Raw genomic sequence first — 17,714 nt, 5'->3', positions numbered from 1 at the left:
CGCGCTCTGGGGTGCGCTCCGCCCGCGGGGGTGGGGGCGCGGGGGGCTCGGGGCCCTCCGAGCCCGCTCCTGCGCGGGGGGGGCTCGGGCCGCGCCCCCCCCGCCCCCCCCCCCCGGCTCCGACCGTCCGGTGCCCGATGACCGTGACGCCATGCCTCACGGAGGTTGCGACAGGTGGTCGATCACGCGGTGAACAGAGGCGGTCACGCGTCCCTGGCGGACCGCTTCGAGGAGCACAGACCGCGGTTGCGGGCGGTCGCGTACAAGCTCCTCGGCTCGTTCGGCAAGGCGGACGACGCCGTGCGCGAGGCGGAGCAGCGGCTGAGCCGCACCGGCCCCGAGCACAGCGACGAGGACATCGTCGATCCGGGCCGCCGGCTGATCGCGGCGGTCGCCAGGGTCTGCCTGGACATGCTGCGGTCGCGCGAGTCCCGGCGCGAGGATCCCTGGGACCCGTGGGGCGCGGGTGAGCCCGGGCGGAGTGCCGATCCCGAGGAGCGGGCGCTGCTCGCGTTCCTGGACACGCTGACGCCCTCCGAGCGGTTGGCGTTCGTGCTCCACGACATGTTCGAGGTGCCCTTCGAGGCGATCGCCCCGATCGTGGAACGCACCCCCGCCGCGGCGCGCCAGCTGGCGGCCCGGGCGAGGCGGCGGGTGCAGGGCACGGAGGAGATGCCGGAACCGGACCTGGGGCGTCAGCGCGAGGTCGTCGCCGCCGTCCTCGACGCCTCACGCAGGGACGATGCCGACGCGCTGCTCGCGCTCCTCGGCCCCGACGTGGTGCTGCGGGCGGACGCGGAGGCGATACGGAACGGGGCGACCACCGCGCACGGGGCACAGCGGGTCGCGGAGGGTCTCGCCGACCGGGCCCGCTCGGCCCGGATCGCGCTGGTGGACGGCGCGGCCGGCCTGGTGTGGGCCCCGACCGGCACCCCGAGGTCGGTGCTCGCCTTCACGGTCCTCGACGCCCACGTCACGGCCGTCGACATCCTGATGGACCCGGGCCACCTTCACCGCCTGGCCGTGGAGCTCCTGCCCGAGTGAGACCGCGAGGTGAGCACCTCACGACGACGTGGACCCGGCGCCCTTCACCCCCGCCGCCCGCTGCGCGCCGGCGACGTGGCCCACCTGTCCCGGGAGATCGCGGCGGCTTCTCACCGGGGACAGGAACACCGGCAGGAAGGCGGTGGCCAGGAGTGCGCCGCCCACCCACATCGTGGGGTGGATGCCCACCAGTTCGCCGAGGAGGCCCGCTGTCGCGGCGCCGATCGCCAGCGCTCCGGTGAGGAGGAAGCGGAAGGTCGCGTTCATCCGGCCGAGCATCGCGTCCGGGGTCATCCGCTGGCGCAGGCTCACGCCCAGGACGTTGTCGATGCCGGTCTTGAACATCGCCAGCAGCCACCCGGCGCCCGCGAGCCACAGCCAGGGGCCGTGGCCGATGAGGGGGACGAGGAGTCCGGCCGGAGCCAGTACGAGCCCCGCCAGGCCCAGGGTGCGGCCGAAGCCGAGGCGGGCCGCCACCGCCCGTGCGCACCGGGAGCCGAGCAGCAGGCCGAGGCCGCCGGCCGCCCAGTAGACGCCGAGGACACCGGCGGAGAGCCCGAGTTCGCGGACGAAGAGCACCGGCATCATCGTGTTCAGGATCTGCGAGCCCAGGTTGGTGAGCGACGCGCTCAGCGCGAGCGCCCGCAGCTCCCCGTTCCCGAGGACGTGCCGTACGCCCGCCGCGATCTGGGCGCGCAGCGGTTCCCGTGCCCGGGCGGCCGCCGGCGCCGCGGAGTCCGCCGGCCCCTCCTTCAGCCACAACAGCCGTACCGCCGAGGCCAGGTGGCTCACCGCGGCCCCCGCCACCGCCACCGGGGCCGTGAGCAGCTGGACCAGGCCGCCGCCCGCTCCGCGCCCGGTGACGTTGGTGACGGCCATCAGGCTGACCATGGCCGCGTTGGCCTGGACGAGACCGTCCCGGCCGACGAAGCGGGGCAGGATGCTCTGCCCCGCGATGTCGTAGAAGACCATCGCGCAGCCGCTGAGCAGCACCACGGCGTAGAGCTGAGCGAGCGTCAGGGCGTCGCACCACCAGGCGACGGGCACCGAGGCGAAGAGCAGTCCGCGGGCCGTGTCCGCCACGATCAGGACGCGGCGCTGGGGCAGCCGGTCCACCCACGCTCCGGCGGGGAGGCCGATGAGCAGGAAGGCCAGGGTGGCGAGCGTGGCGAGGGCCCCGACCTCGCCGGGGCTCGCGTCCAGGGCCTCGACGGCGATCAGCGGGACGGCGACGTAACCGACGTTCGTACCGAGGTGACCGAGGACCGCCGCCGAGAACAACGTACGGAAGTCGGGCACGCGCCAGGGTGAATCGGATCGCATGTCAGCGAACCTCCCCCACCCCGACGCGTCACCACAAGCGAATAGTTCTACAGCGATGCTTCAGCAGGGCTAAACCGACGTCCGGGCCGCCCAACGGGCCAGCGCCTCCTGACGGTTGTCACCCGCCTCCGTCAGCTCGTCGAGGAACCGCGCGACCTCGGCGTCGCCGCGCACCACCCCGACGGTCCGGCAGCCGCACGTGAGGACGACCGTGCCGTCGGTCCGGAGCTCGTACCCGAAGTACCGCGCGGGGCTCACCCCTTGGCCCCGATCGGCTGCTTGCGGTCCCCTACGGGCTGCTCCGGCATCGACAACGGCGAGGCGTCCCCGACCCCCAGGAGGCGCAGCAGGGGGCCCGCCATCGCCGTGGTCACCAGGGCCATCAGCACCATGCCGGTGAACAGCTCCGGCCCGATCAGGCCCAAGTCCCGGCCGATCCCGAGGATCACGATCTCCGTGAGGCCCCGGGTGTTCATCAGCGTCCCGAAGGCGCCGGCGTCCCGCCAGCTCATCCCCGAGAGCCGCGCCGGGATCGCGGCGCCGGCGAACTTCCCGACCACCGCGGTCACCAGGATGAGCAGCAGGGCGAGCAGCCCGGACCAGCCGAGTCCGCCGATGTCGACGGAGAGGCCGGTGATGACGAAGAAGACCGGGAGCAGCAGCCCGGCCGCCTTCTCCAGCGGCGCACCGATCTGCTGGTGCAGCCGCGGAGCGTCCTTGCGGGGCATGACCAGGCCGAAGGCGAAGGCCCCGAAGATGGCGTGGATGCCGATCCAGGTGGTGGCGTACGAGGAGAGCAGCACACCGGCCACGATCAGCACGAGCCGTACGCCGGTCTCCTGCCGTCCTCCGGCCGCGAGGCGCAGTGCCCGGTGCAGCAGGGGCCGTACGACGAAGGCCATGGCCGCCGCGTAGGCGATGGTCAGGGCGATGACCGTGAACAGCCCGCCCATGCCGTCGGCCGCCCCACCAGCGCCACCCGCACTTCCGGCGCCCGCGAGCGCCACCACCAGGACCAGCACGCACCAGGCGACCACGTCGCCCGCCGCCGCGCAGGCCATCGCCGTCGTGCCCACCCGGGTGTGGCCGAGACGGCGGTCCCGGATGATGCGGGCGAGGACCGGGAACGCGGTGATGGAGAACGCGGTCGCCATGTAGAGCACGAACATGTCGGAGCCGACACCGTCGGGCGCCGACGAGCGGTACAGCAGCGCCGCCGCCCCCGCTCCCACCACGAACGGAACGGCCATGGCGAGGACGGCCGTCGAGCCCACCGACCTGATCCGGCCGCGCAGCACGCCCAGGTCCAGCTCCCAGCCCGCCAGGAACATGAAGAGCGCGAGGCCCAGCTGCGCGAGGGCCGAGAGGCCCGGCCGGGCCTCGGGCGGGAACAGCAGCGCGGGCAGATCGCCGGGCAGCAGCCCGAGCAGGCTGGGGCCGAGCATCAGACCGGCCGCGATCTCCGCGACCACCGGCGGCTGGTGCAGCCGCCGGCCGAGCCGGACCATCACGGCGCCCACGACCAGGACGATCGCGACGTCGGCCAGGACGATCGCGTCCACCGGGACACCTTCGGACGCTGCCATCACACCTCTCCTCCTCTTCTCTCGGCGGGTGTCAGATCAGGACCCGGCCGGCGGCCGTGTCCCGGGTGTCGCGGGACTTGCGCAGGTCACGGGTGATGATCGCCTTCTGCAGCCACCGGTCGGTGCCGTCGTAGCGGGCGGTGAACGCCTTGCGGCCGTGCACGGCGAGGTAGTTGTCGACGACGAGCAGCGTGCCCGCCTCGACGACCACGTCGCGGGTCGCCGCCTCCAGCTCCCGCACGAGCTCCTTGAGCGCCTGTTCGGCCGCGGCGTCGCCCTCGACACAGCGCATGAAGAAGGGGTCGATCCGCAGGTACGGCGAGTCCGGCGCGCCGAACAGCACCGCCACCGGCTCCGGGGTCTCACGCATCGCCCGCATCCGCAACAGGCCCGGATGGTCCGGCTGCTGGGCGGCGAGCTGCCGCAGGTGCTCGTCGTCCGGAAGAATGTAGAACCGCGGCTCTCCGAGGACCCTGCGCGTTTCCGCGCTGAGCGTCACATCCCGTATGGAGGCGACGGTGGTCGGAACTCGATCGTGGTTTCGGATTCCGAACAGGGCCAGATAGTCGCAGCGATAGGGGTGGAACCCGTCCTCGGTGTGCCATTCGAGCAGGACGTCGCTGCCGTGACCGCTCTGCTCGTTCTCCTCACCGGCGATCGGCAGCACATTCTGGATCATTCTTCCGGATTGCAAAGTCGGCCAGCTGAAGACTTCACCGAGGCACTTTCCGATCAGGGAAAGGAAGAGTTCCTCGCGCCGGGTCCGCAGCGACGCGGCGGCTTCCGCCCAGTTCCGCGGAGTGGGCCCCACGGCGCTGTCGTCGACGGCGAATCCCCTGATCTTGAACGCGGCGGCCGGATCGTCGCGCCGGAACTCCGCGAGGAACTTCCGCACGCCCACCGGGAGCCGCGAGGCGAGCTCCCAGGCCTCGTCGTGGAAGCGCGGGTCGCCCGGATCGCAGCCCGCCTCGCCCAGTCCGGCGATCAGCGCGTCCAGCTGGGCGACTTCGTCGGCGGACAAGTCGTAGTGGAGTACGCCCTGGTCAATGGTCACGGAATTCGCCCTCTCTGGCGTGTGGGTGTCGGGGCCTGGGGATCCGGCCTTCAGTCCCAGCCCCAGCTGTCGCCGCCGTCGCCGTTCGGGCCGGGGGTGGCGGCGGTCGCACCCGCCGCCGGGGCGGACGCGACCTCGTGGGTCTGCGCCGCCTGCGCGGTGGTGGCCCCCAGGACCGTCGTCGTCACGGCCGCGGCGCACGAGATCAGGTAGACGAATGCCTTGCTTCGCATTTTCCCGTCCGATTCCATCGAAGTGACCTGAGTGAATTACTCAATTCCGCAGGCGGGCCGACGAGCCGGCCATTGTGTGGCCGTCGACCGAAGGCCCGCCGTTGAGTAATCTGCCAGGGGCCGAACGGGCGCTACAACAAGTTCGGATGGCACCATGGTGCAGTGGCTGCAAGTGGCCAGATCCACGGTCGGGGACGGTGCTCCGGCCACCGTCAGAACGCCTTACGGTGTTTCCCGCCACGCTTGCGTTCGTACATCTCCCGACCGGCCGCCTCCCGGCGTTTCCACTCCCGGCTCAGCTCGGCGCGCAGCCGTGCGTCGGTGCGCGAGGCGATCCAGGCGCTCTCGCGCAGGAGTTTGCGGTAGCTCTCGAATCGGCGGTGCGAGAGCCTGCCGTCCTCGACCGCCGCGAGCACCGCGCAGTCCGGCTCGGCATGGTGCTCGCAGTCGTGGAAACGGCAGTGCGCGGCCAGTTCCTCGATCTCCGCGAACACCTGGGAGAGCCCGTCGTTGGCCTCCCACAGCCCCACCCCGCGCAGCCCGGGGGTGTCGATCAGCAGCCCGCCGCTCGGCAGGAGCAGCAGATCGCGGGTCGTGGTGGTGTGCCGGCCCTTGCCGTCACTGCCCCGGACCGGGCCCGCCTCCTGCTCCTCGACGCCGAGCAGGGCGTTGACGAGCGTGGACTTGCCGACGCCCGACTGGCCGAGCAACGCGGAGGTGCGGCCGGTCAGTTCGGCGGCGAGGAGGTCGAGCCCCGCGCCGCTGACCGCGCTGACGGGGAACACGGCGGCCCCCGGGCCCGCCTGCTCGACGTCGCTCACGAGATGGGTGATGTCGGGGACCAGGTCCGTCTTGGTGAGGACGACGACGGGCTGGGCGCCGCTGGACCAGGCCAGGGAGAGGAAGCGCTCCAGCCGGCCCAGGTCGAGCTCGACGGCCAGCGAGACCGCGATGACGGCCAGGTCGATGTTGGCCGCCAGGACCTGGCCCTCGGAGCGCGCGGAGGAGGTCGAACGGGTGAAGCGCGTACGGCGGGGCAGCAGCGCCCGGACGACGGGGCCGCTCGCGGGAGCGGTGTCGACCGCGGCCCAGTCGCCCGTGCAGGGGGTGTCGCGCGGATCGGAGCCGAGGACCGGCTCGGTGTCGGCCCGTACCGTCACTACGGCCGTCTCGCCGCCCGCCACATCCCCCACCTCACCGCCCTCCACGACGAGTTCGCAGCGCCCGCGGTCCACCCGTACGACCCGGCCGGGTACGAGACCCGTCCCCTCGTACGGCGCGAACGCGTCCGCCCAGTCGGAGTCCCACCCGTAGGCCGGGAGCGTCACACGCGTCATCGGGGCCCTCTCGGTCGTGAAAGATCGGGGTCATTCTCGGCACCCCGCCCCGCGAGGGTCGCCCGGCGCACCGTCGTCGCGGTGATCACCAGCCCGTCGCTGACCAGAAATCCCCCCTCGAAGGCGGCCGTGCGCACTCCGTCGACCAGCGGTCCTTCGACGTGCAGGCGGGTGGTGAAGCTCTCCGTGCGCGGCTGGAAGGCGACGGTGGCCTCCGTGAAGTCCAGCCACCGCCCGGTCAACGGGAACCACGCCTTGAACACGCTCTCCTTGGCGCTGAACAGGACCCGGTCCCAGTGCACGTCCGGCCGGACCGCCGCCAGCTCCGCGAGATGGGCCCGCTCCTCTGCACTGCTCACCATGGACAGCACACCGGTGCCGTCGAGCGGGGCGTGCGGTTCGGCGTCGATGCCGAGGGCCGCCAGGTCCGTCCCCCGCGCGACGGCGGCGGCCCGGTAGCCGGTGCAGTGCGTGATGCCGCCGACGAAGCCGGCCGGCCAGACGGGGGCGCGGGAGGAGTCGTACGGGAGGGGCGCGGGCGGGACACCGAGCCGCCCGAGCGCCCGCCGCGCGCAGGCCCGCGCGGTGGTGAACTCCCGGCGCCGCGCGGGCACGGCGCCGGGGAGGAGATGCTCCTCCCCGGGGAAGGGGACGGCTTCCCCGGCCGGGTCGCCGAACGCCTCCGCGGTCGCGACCGGCCGGGGCAGGAGCGCCTCGATCATCTATCCTGCCCGCTTCGTCTCGCCGGCCGCGGCGCCGACCTCCGCCTCGGCCTCCCACCACGGGATGTGCCGGTCGATCGGCGCGATCGGCATGACGGACTTGAACATGTCGTTCTCGACGTTGGCGAGCCGGGCGTCGTACGGCTTGCCCACCGCCGTGAACGCCCGGTGGATGCGCTCCCTGCGCTTGTCGATCGCCTCCGCGTGCCGTTCGAAGGTGGAGGCGGGCTGGAGCAGGAAGTACGTGTGCCGGCTGCCGTGGTTGTAGCGCGGCGAGTGCTCGGGATAGCAGGGGGCGAAGGAGACGACGAAGAACCGCTCGCCCTCGATCATGGCGTACCAGGTCTCGTCCGGCTCGGGCGCGTCCTGGATGTAGACGCTCGGCCAGAGCGCGCAGAGCGTCTCGAAGAACCGCTTCGTCAGCCGGGTCAGCGAGTCCAGGGACGCGCCGAGCGTCTCGTCCTCGAAGGTGATCACCATGCCGTCGCGCTCCGCGTCTCTCGCGGTACGGAAGAAGTCGGCGATGGCGGCACGGTGTTCCCTCAGCTCCCGCTCGACGTCGGCCGTGGTGACGGTGAGGGCCGGGCCCATCTTCGAGGGCTTGGCGAAGGGGCAGAGGGTCTTCTGGACGATCTCGTCGAAGCTCATGGTCTACCTCACGGATTCACTTTCTGTGCGTCGGCACCGACGACGGCGGCGGCGGTGCCGGGTGCGGTGGCGCGGCAGCCGAGGACGTAGAACCACCAGCCGGCGATCACGAGCGCGACGAGCGCGGCGAACATCGCCGCGGGCGAGGCGTGCACGAGCAGGAAGCCGCAGATGATCGGGCCGATGGCCACACCGATGTGGACGAGGTTCTGTGCCCCGAAGTAGCTGCCGCGCAGGTTGTCGGGCGCGATGGCGTCGATGAACATGTACTCGGCGGGTACGACGATCACCTCGCCGATCGTGAAGACGACGATCGCGGCGACGATGATCCACGCCTCGGTGGACAGGGCCATGCCGACGAGTCCGAGGACGAACGCCCCGGTGCCCCAGGTCAGCCAGCGCAGCAGCGTCTTCTCCTTGAGCCTGCTGCCGATGACGTACTGGGTGGAGATCACGACGATCGCGTTGGCGGCCGAGATGTAGGCGACCAGCTGGTAGGCGGTGTCGCGGGACTCGACGGTGACCAGGTACTGCGACATGTACGTCAGCAGCGGTCCGTAGACGACGATGCTGAGGATGCCTCCGAGGGTGAAGAGCCCGAGCCTCCGGTCGGCCCGCATCACCCGCAGCACCTCGCGGAAGTTCATCGACTCGGCGTCGCCCGCCGCCTCTTCGGTCTTCGCCTGCCGGGCCGTGGCCTCCTGGGCCGCCGCGCCGGTGAAGAGCTTGCGGAAGACGAGCAGCGGCAACAGGGCGGCGAAGATGACGCCCGCGGAGAGCAGGAACGGACCGCCCTGACCTGCCTGCACCGTCCAGACGCCCAGGAAGGGGCCGACGGCCGCGCCGATGTTCTGCAGCGAGTACCGCAGCGAGAAGACCTTGGCCCGGTTCTCCGAGGGCAGCAGATCGGCGAGGAGCGCGTTGGCGGTGACGCTCATCGACGAGGAGGCGATGTTCGCGGCCAGCAGGACGCCGATCACCAGCAGCGGCGAGCCGATCAGCGGCAGCCCGCCGTACAGGACGGTGAGCACCACGTCGAGGGCGATCATGAAGTGGACCTTCACGAAGCGGTCGGCGAGATAGCCGCCGTAGACGCTGACCACCGTGCCGACGATCAGGCACACCCCCAGCACATAGCCGATGGTGGCGCCGTTCATGTCGAGCGCGTCGTGCAGGTAGATCGGGAGGTAGGCGAGGATCGCGAAGAAGCTGACCGCGCGCGCCATCGCGCACAGCAGCAGGATCCTTACGGGGATGGGCAGTTCGCGGATCAGTCGGAAGAAGCTCTTCATGCCGAGCCCTCCGCCGCGATGGCCTCGATGATCTCGATGAGGGATTCCTTGATGGTGTCGATCCGCCGCTGGTCGAACAGATCGGGGTGGTAGCCGAAGAGGATCTCCAGACGGTCCCCGGGGAGGACCGTGATGCCGAGCGGATAGTGCGAGACGCCCTTGGCGCCGTCGGTCCGCTCGCTCACCCCCAGTCCGTCGGTCCCGCCGGCCGGATCCTCCTGGTCGGGGTAGTTCTGGAAGACAAAGTACGCGTCGAACAGCTCGCCCACGCCCACCAGACGCTGAATCTCGGTCAGCGACAGGTGGCGGTGCGGGAAGACCTCCAGCTGGGCGGAGTGGACCCGGCCGAGGGTCGCGGCGAGCGGCTCGCCGGGCTCCGTACGGACCCTCAGCGGCACGGTGTTGATGAGCAGGCCGACGACGGAATCGATGCCGTCGATCTCGGCCGGACGCTCCGAGACGGTGGTGCCGAAGAGGACGTCCGCGCTGCCCGTGAGGCGTCCCAGCTGGAGGCCCCAGGCGGTCTGCAGCGCCGTGTTCAGGGTGACGCCGAGCCGGGCGGCGGCCCGCGTCAGATCGCGGGTGAGACCGGCCGGGAGGACGGCGGAGGTGGTGCGCGGCAGGACGTGCGGGGAGAGGCCCGCATGCCCGACCCTGCTCGGCGCGTCGACACCGGTGAGGTACGTCCGCCATGCCTCGGCCGCCGCGTCCCGGTCCTGCTCGGCCAGCCAGGCCAGATAGTCGCGGAACGGGGTGACCGGTTCCGGCTCACGGCCCTCGTACAGCGCGAAGAGGTCGCCCCAGACGACCGGCATGGACCAGCCGTCGAGGAGGATGTGGTGGTCCGCGACGAGCAGTTCGTGCCGGGTGTCGGAGAACCGCAGCAGCGAGAAGCGGAGCATCGGACCGGTCGCCAGGTCGAAGCGGAGCGCCGCGTCCTCGGCGACGATCCGCTCCCGCGCCGCGGCCTGCTCGGCGGGACCGAGCCCGGACAGGTCGTGGCTCGCCCAGGGCACCTCGACGGTGTCCCGTACGACCTGGACGGGTGTCTCCAGACCGCGGACCGCGAAGCTCGCCCGCAGATTGTCGTGGCGCATGAGGAGGTCGTGCGCGGCCCGCCGGAGCCGATCGGCGTCCAGCGGCCCGTCCAGGTCGAAGACCGTCTGCCCCTGGTACGGGTCGTCGTCCGTCTCCGGGTCGGCGGCGCCGGCGTGCAGCAGCAGGCCCTGCTGGAGCGGGGCGAGCGGCAGCACGTCCCGCAGCCCCGGGTAGGTCTGCTCCAGGTCGGTGAGCGTGGACTGCTTGAGGCTGAGGAGCCGTACGTCGGAGGGGGTGAGCCCGCCCAGCTCCGGGTGGGCGGTCAGGCCGGCGAGGGCGGTCAGGGTCCGGGTCCACCGGTCGGCGAGCGCGGCGACGTCCGCCTCGCCGAAGAGCGCGGTGTCCCACTGCCAGCGGGTGTCGACCGAGCCGTCCTCCGCCCGCCGCACGTCGACGAGCAGCGGATACGGCCGGGTGTCGCCGGAGCCGTCGTAGCGGAAGCAGACCTGCGACGGCGCGAAGGCCGCCAACTGCCGCCGTACGTCCTCGCCGCCCCGCAGCAGCTCCGCGTAGTTGCGGCCCTCGGCCGGCAGGGCGCGGATCTGCTCCTTCACCCGCTTCAGCGCGCGGGCCAGACCGCGCGGGTCCGTCAGGCTCTTCTCCAGGTCGGCGAGGCCCGGCGTGAGCCGGACCGGCACCGCCTCCGGGACGGCCGCGGTCGCGAGATCCACGCGGAGCGCGGACCGGGCCTCCGGGATGCGCCGCCCCCGCCATTCGATGAGCGCCGGGGCGAGCGCGGCGAGCGCGATGTGCTCGGGGCCGGCGTGGAACATCCGGGGCAGGGCGGTGAGCAGCGCGTCCGCGAGCTCGGCGGGGAGCGTACGGGTCGACCAGGCGTACGTGCCGCCGGGGTCGCCGTACGAGGGGTCCGGGGTTTCGAGGGTCTTCAGCCAGTGCGGCAGCTCGCCCGCGGCCACGGCCGCCGGGTCGAGCGTCTCGGCCGCCTCGGCGGCGCGGGCGATCAGCGCCTCGACGGTCTGGTGCTGGAAGACGTCCCGCGGGGTGATCACGAAACCCTCGGCGCGGGCCCGGCTGACCAGCTGGATCGAGCGGATGGAGTCGCCGCCGAGGTCGAAGAACTGGTCGTCCACCCCGACGCTCTCCAGGCCGAGGACCTCGGCGAAGAGCCGGGCGAGGGCGATCTCCCGCTCGGTGCGGGGCGGGCGGACGGCACGCGAGGTGAAGTCCGGCGCGGGCAGCCGACGGGTGTCGAGCTTGCCGTTCGGGGTGAGCGGCAGCTTGTCGAGGAGGACGACGGCCGCGGGAACCATGTGCTCGGGGAGCTGCCGGGCCGCGTGCCGGCGCACTTCGAGGGCGAGCTTGCGGCCGTGGTCCTCGGCGCGCGGGTCGTTGCCCTGCTCGTGGAGGGACTGCCCGCCGGTCGCCTTGCGCAGGAACAGATCGGTCAGGAAGGGATGTTCGGCGGCCTCCTCGATCAGGACGACGTCGAAGAGGTCGCCCTCGGAGGCGTCGTTCCAGGTGGCCTTCGCGCGGTAGCCGAGCTGTTCGGCCAGGGCGTGGACGGCCTCCGGGTCGATGCCGGGGCGCTCCTGTCCGTCGAGTCCGAGGTCGGCCACACGGCCCGCCGACCCGGTGCGGATCCGGTGGGCGGCCGCGACCTCGGCGGCGACCCGCCGGTTCGGGACACCGGTGACGCGGAGCGTCGCCGGGCGGGTGGACTCGAGCAGTTCGCGTACGGCGTCCAGGCCGCCCGCCTCCTGCCAGAGCAGCTCGGCCGCGTCCCGTAGGGAGCGCGGCTCCGCGCCCCGCTTGTGGAGCACGACCTCGTAGCGGAAGTCCGTCAGCTCGTTGGAGTGGTGGCCGCGCTTGAGCTGGATGTCGACGCCGGCGACGTCCGCGATCTCCTCGCCGATCCGGCTGAAGAACGCGGGGTCGAGGAGGAGTTCGCTCTCCAGCTCCACCGTGTGCGCCACCAAGTCGCGCACGGCCGCGACCGGTTCGTCGGCGTGCGCCCCGCCGTGCAGCGCGGTCGCGGTGAGGAAGGGGTGCAGGAGCCGCAGATGGCGGATGTCGCCGAGGAAGATCCGGCCGCCCGGCTCCAGCAGGTCCATCGCCTGCTTCAGCACGTCGATCAGGTACGGGACGCTCGGGAAGTACTGGGCGACCGAGTTGATCACGACGGTGTCGAAGCGGCGGCCGGCCAGGTCCCCGATCTCGTGGGCGGCGAGGCTGCGCAGCAGCACCCGGTCGCGCAGCTCCGACTCCTCGACGCGGCCGCCGAGCGTCTGGATCAGCGAGGGCGAGAAGTCCACGCCCGCGTACGTCTCGACGTGCGGGGCGACCTGCCAGAGGATCAGGCCGGAGCCGACGCCGACCTCCAGGACGTGGCGGGGCTTCAGGTCGAGGATGCGGGAGACGGTGGCGGCCTGCCACTCGCGCATCTCCTCCAGCGGGATGGGCCGGTTGTCGTAGCTGCTGTTCCAGCCGGTGAAGTCCTGCTCGACACCCAGGTCCTGCTGCTCGCTGTAGCCCTGCTCGTGGATCTCCTGCCATCGGTCGACGTGTTCGATGTCGTCGGCGAGGCCGCGGGCCCGACAGGCCGCGTCGGCCGCCTTCGGGACGACGTAGCCGACGAGCTGCTTGTGCTGCGCGGTGTCCTCGCGGACGACGACAACCGCCTGGGCGACGCCCTCGTGGGTGTCGAGCACGGCCTCGATCTCGCCGAGCTCGATCCGCATCCCGCGGATCTTGACCTGGTCGTCGGCGCGTCCGACGAAGTCGACGACGCCCTCGCCCGACGGCAGGGTGCGCCAGGTGGCGAGGTCGCCGGTCCGGTACATCCGGGAGCCCGGGGGGCCGTACGGGCAGGCGACGAAGCGCTCGGCGGTCAGGCCGGGCCGGTTCAGGTAGCCGCGCGCGAGGCCGTGCCCGGCGATGTACAGCTCGCCGGTGACGCCCGGGGCGACGGGCCGCAGGTCGGCGTCGAGGACGTACACCCGGGTGTTGTGCACCGGGCGGCCCACCGGCACCGAGTCGGCCTCGAAGGCGGGTCCTGCGCTGCCGCACTCCCAGTACAGGGTGTCCACGGTCGCCTCGGTCGGCCCGTATGCGTTGATCATGGTCCGGCCGCGCGACCAGGTCGCCGCCAGGCCCGGCGGGCATGCCTCGCCGGCCACCATCACGTACGGGACGTCCGCGAGCGCGTCCTCGGCCATGGAGCCGAGGATCGTCGGCGAGAACGTGATGTGGGTGGGCCGGAAGCGGGCGGTCAGGGCGCGCTGGCGGTCCGGGGAGAGCAGCTCCTCGGGCGAGGTCAGGATCACGGCCGCGCCCGAGAGCAGGGTGCAGCACATCTCGCAGAACGTCGGGTCGAAGTTGATCGAGGAGAACTGCAGGAAGCGGGAGTTCTCGTCGAGGGCGAACCGCTCGATGTAGCTGCGGGCCAGGTTCGGGATGCCGCGGTGGGTGACGGCGACGCCCTTGGGCCGGCCGGTCGAGCCCGAGGTGTAGATGACGTACGCCAGGTCCTCGGGGCGCAGCGGGTCGCGCCGCTCGGCGTCGCCGGGGGCGCGGTCGGGCAGGGCCGCCAGCTCGTCCGTGGTGCCCGGGTCGTCGACGGCGAGCCGCAGCACGTCCTGCGCCTCGGCGGGCAGCTTCGCGAGGACGTCGCCCGTGGTGATCAACACCTTGGGGCGGGTGTCCTCGACCATGAACGCGAGCCGCTCGGCCGGGTAGTCGGGGTCGAGCGGCAGATAGACGCCGCCGGCCTTGAGGATGCCGAGGAGGCAGCAGAGCAGTTCGGGCGAGCGGCGCAACGACAGGCCGACGACGTCGTCGCGGCCGACACCCCGCTCGATGAGCCAGTGGGCGATCCGGTTGGCGCGCCGGTCGAGCTCGGCGTAGCTCAGCTCGGTGTCCTCGTGGACGAGGGCGAGCGCGTCGGGCGTGCGGGCGACCTGCGCTTCGAAGAGGGCGGGGAAGGAGTCGCCGGGGAGCTCGCGCGCGGTCGCGTTCCAGGTGTCGAGGAGCGTGGTGCGCTCGGCCTCGTCGAGCAGGTCGATGGAGTCCAGCCGGCGGGTGGGGTCGGCGACGACGGCGTCGAGGATCCGCAGCAGATGGCGGGCGAACCGTTCGACGGTCTCCCGGTCGAAGAGGTCGGTGGCGTACTCGATCTCGCCGCGCAGCCCGTCCGGCCCGCCCCGCGCGTCGAAGCGCTCGGTCAGCTCGATCGTCAGGTCGAACTTGGCGGTGTGGGTGGGCACGGTCTCGTGGACGGCGGCGAGCCCGTCGAGCCGCCACTCGGGCTCGACATTGTTCTGCAGCACCAGCATCACCTGGAACAGCGGGTGGTGGCTGGTGGTGCGGGCCGGGTTGAGCACCTCGACGAGGTATTCGAAGGGCAGGTCCTGGTGCTCGTAGGCGGCGAGGTTCGACTCGCCCACCCGCGCGAGGAGTTCGGTGAAGGCCGGGTTGCCCGAGGTGTCGGTGCGCAGCACGAGGGTGTTGACGAAGAAGCCGACGAGCTCGTCGAGCGCGCTGTCGGCGCGGCCGGCGAGCGGGGAGCCGAGCGGGATGTCGGTGCCCGCGCCGAGCTTGCCGAGCAGGGTCGCGGCGGCGGCCTGGAGCACCATGAAGAGGCTGGCCCGCTCCCGCTGCGCGAGCTCCTGGAGCCGCTCGGTCAGCCCGGCGGGCACCTCGAAGCGGACGACGTCGCCGCGGAAGGTGGCGAGCGCCGGGCGGGGCCGGTCGGTGGGCAGGTCGAGCAGTTCGGGGGCGCCCGCGAGCCGTTCGCGCCAGTAGCCGAGCTGCCGGGACATCGGGGAGTCCGGGTCGTCCGTGGAGCCGAGCAGCTCGCGCTGCCAGAGCGTGTAGTCCACGTACTGCACGGCGAGTTCCGGCGTCTCGGGGTCCTGGCCGCGGCGGCGGGCGGTGTACGCCTCGCAGAGGTCCTTCACGAGCGGGGCGAGGGACCAGCCGTCGCTGGCGATGTGGTGGATGCAGAGCAGCAGGACGTGGTCCCGGGGGCCGGTGCGGAAGAGGTCGACGCGGGTCGGGATCTCGGCGGCCAGGTCGAAGAGGTACCCGGCGGCGGTGTCGATCTCGGCCTGGACGTCCGGCTCGGGCACGTCGTGCACGGTGACGTCGACGCGGGCGTCGGCGGCGGGCACCACGATCTGCTCGGCTCCGCCGGGGCCTTCGGCGAAGTACGTCCGCAGACTCTCGTGGCGCGCGAGCAGATGGCCCACGGCGGCGCGCAGCGCGTCGAGGTCCAGCTCGCCGGTGAGCCGGACGGCGATGGGCAGGTTGTAGGTGGTGCTGGGGCCTTCGAGCCGGTGCAGGAACCAGAGGCGCTGCTGGGCGTACGAGACGGGGATGCGCTCCCCGCGCTCCATGACCCGGGGCGCGGGCCGGGCGGGGGCGCCCTCGGCGAGGCGGCGGGCGAGCGCGGCCGGGGTGCGGTCCTCGAAGACCGTACGGATGGGCAGTTCGACGGCGAGGGTGGCGCGGACGCGGGCGAGGAGGCGGGTGGCGAGCAGGGAGTTGCCGCCGAGGTCGAAGAATCCGTCGTCGGCGCCGACGCGCTCGACGCGCAGGACCTCGCGGAAGAGCTCCACCAGGGCCCGCTCGCGCTCGTCGCCCGGGGCGCGGTACGGGGTGGAGTGCGCGAACTCCAGCGACGGCAGGGCCTTGCGGTCGACCTTGCCGGCCGGGGTCAGCGGGAAACGGTCGAGGACGGCGATGCCGGCCGGGACCATGTGGTCGGGGAGCCAGGCGGTCAGCGCGGCGCGCAGCGCGACGGGTTCGGGGGTGCGGCCGAGCGCGGGGACGACATAGCCGGCGAGCTGCCGGTGGTCGCCGGCGTCCGCGCGGACGACGACACGGGCCTGGGCGACCTCGGGCAGTCGGCGCAACGCCTCCTCGATCTCGCCGATTTCGATGCGGTAGCCGCGGATCTTGACCTGTTCGTCGACGCGGCCGAGGAAGTCGAGGGCGCCGTCGGCGCGGCGGCGCACGACATCGCCGGTGCGGTACATCCGGGCCCCGGGGGTGCCGAAGGGGCAGGCGACGAACCGCTCGGCGGTCAGCGCGGCCCGGCCGCGGTAGCCGCGAGCCAGGCCGTCGCCGGAGAGGTACAGCTCGCCGGGCTCGCCGTCGGCGACGGGCGTGAGGCGCTCGTCGAGGACGTGGGTGCCGGTGTTCCACAGCGGGGTGCCGATGGTGACCGGCTCGCCCGCGCGCACGGGGGCGAGCAGGGACCAGATCGTCGTCTCGGTGGGTCCGTACAGGTTCCACACCTCGGCGTGGCCGTCGGCGGAGAGGAAGTCGGCCAGATCCTGGGGCAGCGCCTCGCCGCCGCACAACACCCGTGTGCCGCCGATCAGTTCGGAGGGGGTCCAGCCGGCCTCGCGCAGCAGCTGCCAGAGGGCGGGCGTGCCCTGGATCAGGGTGGGCCGGGCCTCGGCGAGATGCCGGCGCAGCGCGGCGCCGTCGACGGCGGTGCCGCGCGGGACGAGGTGGAGCGTGGCTCCGTTGACCAGGGGGAGGTAGAGCTCGAGTCCCGCGATGTCGAAGGAGACCGGGGTCGTGGACAGCACGACGTCGTCCGCGTGCACCCGGTGGTGCGCGGACATGAAGCCGAGGAAGTTCGCCAGCGAGCCGTGGGTGACGACGACGCCCTTGGGGCGGCCCGTCGAGCCGGAGGTGTAGATGGTGTACGCGGCCGTGCCCGGCCCGGCGGACCGACCGGCCGGGTTCGTGGCGGGCCCGGTGCCCTCCTCGCCCACGTACAGGGTGGCCGCCTCGACCGGTCCGAGCTCGGCCGCGACCTCGGGGACGGTGATCAGCGCGCGCGGGCGGGCGTCGGCCGTCATGTAGGCGAGGCGCTCCGCCGGATACCCCGGGTCGAGCGGCAGGTACATCGCGCCGGCCTTGAGCGTGCCGAGGAGGGCCGCCACCAGCTCGGGCGAGGACGGCAGGGCGACGGCGACGGTGTCCTCGGGGCCGATGCCCCGGGCGATCAGCCGGTGCGCGATCCGGTTGGCCCGCGCGTTCAGCTCCGCGTACGAGAGCGAGGTGGCGCCCCACCGTACGGCGACGGCGCCGGGCGCCCGGGCCGCCTGCTCCTCGAACCGCTCGACGAGACCCGAGGTCCGGGCGCCGGTGTCCGCCGCGTTCTCCACCCGGGCGGTCATGAGCGCGGGTCCCGTCCCTGGGAGCCGGCCGGGGCGAGGGCCGTCCAGTGCTCCTCGACGTAGCCGAGGCAGGCGGCCCGTGCGTCGGGGCCGAAGGCGGTGTCCCAGCCTTCGGGGACGGGGACGAGGTCCGGCCAGAGCGAGTGCTCGCCCGCCGCGTTGGTCAGGACGCGGTACACGCCCGACTCGTTCTCGAAGGGGTTGGTGCCTGACTGGTCCATCG

Annotated in this window: 12 protein-coding genes; 1 reads left to right on the top strand and 11 read right to left on the bottom strand. The window is 72.7% G+C overall.

Annotation, left to right across the window (positions count from 1 at the left end; translation table 11 throughout):
- Positions 1-174: 174 nt before the first annotated feature.
- Positions 175-1,044 carry a sigma factor-like helix-turn-helix DNA-binding protein gene (locus tag ACFVZW_RS14905; RefSeq protein WP_384520963.1) on the top strand — a complete coding sequence of 290 codons (870 nt, stop codon included), beginning with the start codon at positions 175-177 and terminating at the stop codon, positions 1,042-1,044.
- Positions 1,045-1,062: 18 nt separating this feature from the next.
- Here the strand turns inward: ACFVZW_RS14905 and ACFVZW_RS14900 are convergent, their stop codons facing one another.
- The 11 genes from ACFVZW_RS14900 to ACFVZW_RS14850 form a co-directional block, all read right to left on the bottom strand.
- Positions 1,063-2,367 carry an MFS transporter gene (locus ACFVZW_RS14900; protein ID WP_384520960.1) on the bottom strand — a complete coding sequence of 435 codons (1,305 nt, stop codon included), beginning with the start codon at positions 2,365-2,367 and terminating at the stop codon, positions 1,063-1,065.
- A gap of 69 nt (positions 2,368-2,436) precedes the next feature.
- The gene (locus tag ACFVZW_RS14895) at positions 2,437-2,625 is read right to left on the bottom strand and encodes a hypothetical protein (protein WP_384520957.1); all 189 of its coding nucleotides are present in this window, start codon (positions 2,623-2,625) and stop codon (positions 2,437-2,439) included.
- Positions 2,622-3,953: a cation:proton antiporter gene (locus ACFVZW_RS14890; RefSeq protein ID WP_384520954.1), complete on the bottom strand. Its 1,332-nt coding sequence runs from the start codon at positions 3,951-3,953 to the stop codon at positions 2,622-2,624. Before ACFVZW_RS14890 ends, ACFVZW_RS14895 begins: the two co-directional genes overlap by 4 nt.
- Before the next feature lie 31 nt (positions 3,954-3,984).
- Positions 3,985-5,007, bottom strand: coding sequence for a guanitoxin biosynthesis L-enduracididine beta-hydroxylase GntD (gene gntD, locus ACFVZW_RS14885; RefSeq protein WP_384520951.1), 1,023 nt, complete (start codon positions 5,005-5,007; stop codon positions 3,985-3,987).
- A gap of 50 nt (positions 5,008-5,057) precedes the next feature.
- Entirely contained in the window at positions 5,058-5,240 is a 183-nt protein-coding gene (locus ACFVZW_RS14880; protein WP_329119050.1) for a hypothetical protein, read from the bottom strand.
- A gap of 212 nt (positions 5,241-5,452) precedes the next feature.
- A complete protein-coding gene (rsgA, locus tag ACFVZW_RS14875) occupies positions 5,453-6,577 on the bottom strand; it encodes a ribosome small subunit-dependent GTPase A (RefSeq protein ID WP_384520948.1) in 1,125 nt (374 codons plus the stop codon).
- Positions 6,574-7,299: a 4'-phosphopantetheinyl transferase gene (locus ACFVZW_RS14870; RefSeq protein ID WP_384520945.1), complete on the bottom strand. Its 726-nt coding sequence runs from the start codon at positions 7,297-7,299 to the stop codon at positions 6,574-6,576. The genes rsgA and ACFVZW_RS14870 overlap by 4 nt, the downstream gene beginning before the upstream one ends.
- Entirely contained in the window at positions 7,300-7,947 is a 648-nt protein-coding gene (locus ACFVZW_RS14865) for a YqcI/YcgG family protein (RefSeq protein WP_384520943.1), read from the bottom strand.
- An 8-nt stretch (positions 7,948-7,955) separates the two neighbouring features.
- The gene (locus tag ACFVZW_RS14860) at positions 7,956-9,239 is read right to left on the bottom strand and encodes an MFS transporter (RefSeq protein ID WP_384520940.1); all 1,284 of its coding nucleotides are present in this window, start codon (positions 9,237-9,239) and stop codon (positions 7,956-7,958) included.
- Entirely contained in the window at positions 9,236-17,491 is an 8,256-nt protein-coding gene (locus ACFVZW_RS14855; protein ID WP_384520937.1) for an amino acid adenylation domain-containing protein, read from the bottom strand. Before ACFVZW_RS14855 ends, ACFVZW_RS14860 begins: the two co-directional genes overlap by 4 nt.
- On the bottom strand, positions 17,488-17,712 hold the full coding sequence (locus ACFVZW_RS14850) for an MbtH family protein (protein ID WP_384520935.1): 225 nt from the start codon (positions 17,710-17,712) through the stop codon (positions 17,488-17,490). The genes ACFVZW_RS14855 and ACFVZW_RS14850 overlap by 4 nt, the downstream gene beginning before the upstream one ends.
- Positions 17,713-17,714 lie beyond the last annotated feature (2 nt).

Origin of the sequence: Streptomyces sp. NPDC059567 (genome assembly GCF_042735655.1) — a bacterium.
In the GTDB taxonomy this organism is placed as follows: domain Bacteria; phylum Actinomycetota; class Actinomycetes; order Streptomycetales; family Streptomycetaceae; genus Streptomyces.
The sequence above is the reverse complement of the archived record's forward strand: the minus strand, read 5'-3'. Positions and strand labels throughout refer to the sequence as shown.

Coding starts and splice junctions, on each gene's coding strand:
- ACFVZW_RS14900 (WP_384520960.1), bottom strand. CDS start 2,367: ATGCGATCCGATTCACCCTGGCGCGTGCCCGACTTCCGTACGTTGTTC.
- ACFVZW_RS14890 (WP_384520954.1), bottom strand. CDS start 3,953: ATGGCAGCGTCCGAAGGTGTCCCGGTGGACGCGATCGTCCTGGCCGAC.
- ACFVZW_RS14880 (WP_329119050.1), bottom strand. CDS start 5,240: ATGCGAAGCAAGGCATTCGTCTACCTGATCTCGTGCGCCGCGGCCGTG.
- rsgA (WP_384520948.1), bottom strand. CDS start 6,577: ATGACGCGTGTGACGCTCCCGGCCTACGGGTGGGACTCCGACTGGGCG.
- ACFVZW_RS14870 (WP_384520945.1), bottom strand. CDS start 7,299: ATGATCGAGGCGCTCCTGCCCCGGCCGGTCGCGACCGCGGAGGCGTTC.
- ACFVZW_RS14865 (WP_384520943.1), bottom strand. CDS start 7,947: ATGAGCTTCGACGAGATCGTCCAGAAGACCCTCTGCCCCTTCGCCAAG.
- ACFVZW_RS14860 (WP_384520940.1), bottom strand. CDS start 9,239: ATGAAGAGCTTCTTCCGACTGATCCGCGAACTGCCCATCCCCGTAAGG.
- ACFVZW_RS14855 (WP_384520937.1), bottom strand. CDS start 17,491: ATGACCGCCCGGGTGGAGAACGCGGCGGACACCGGCGCCCGGACCTCG.
- ACFVZW_RS14850 (WP_384520935.1), bottom strand. CDS start 17,712: ATGGACCAGTCAGGCACCAACCCCTTCGAGAACGAGTCGGGCGTGTAC.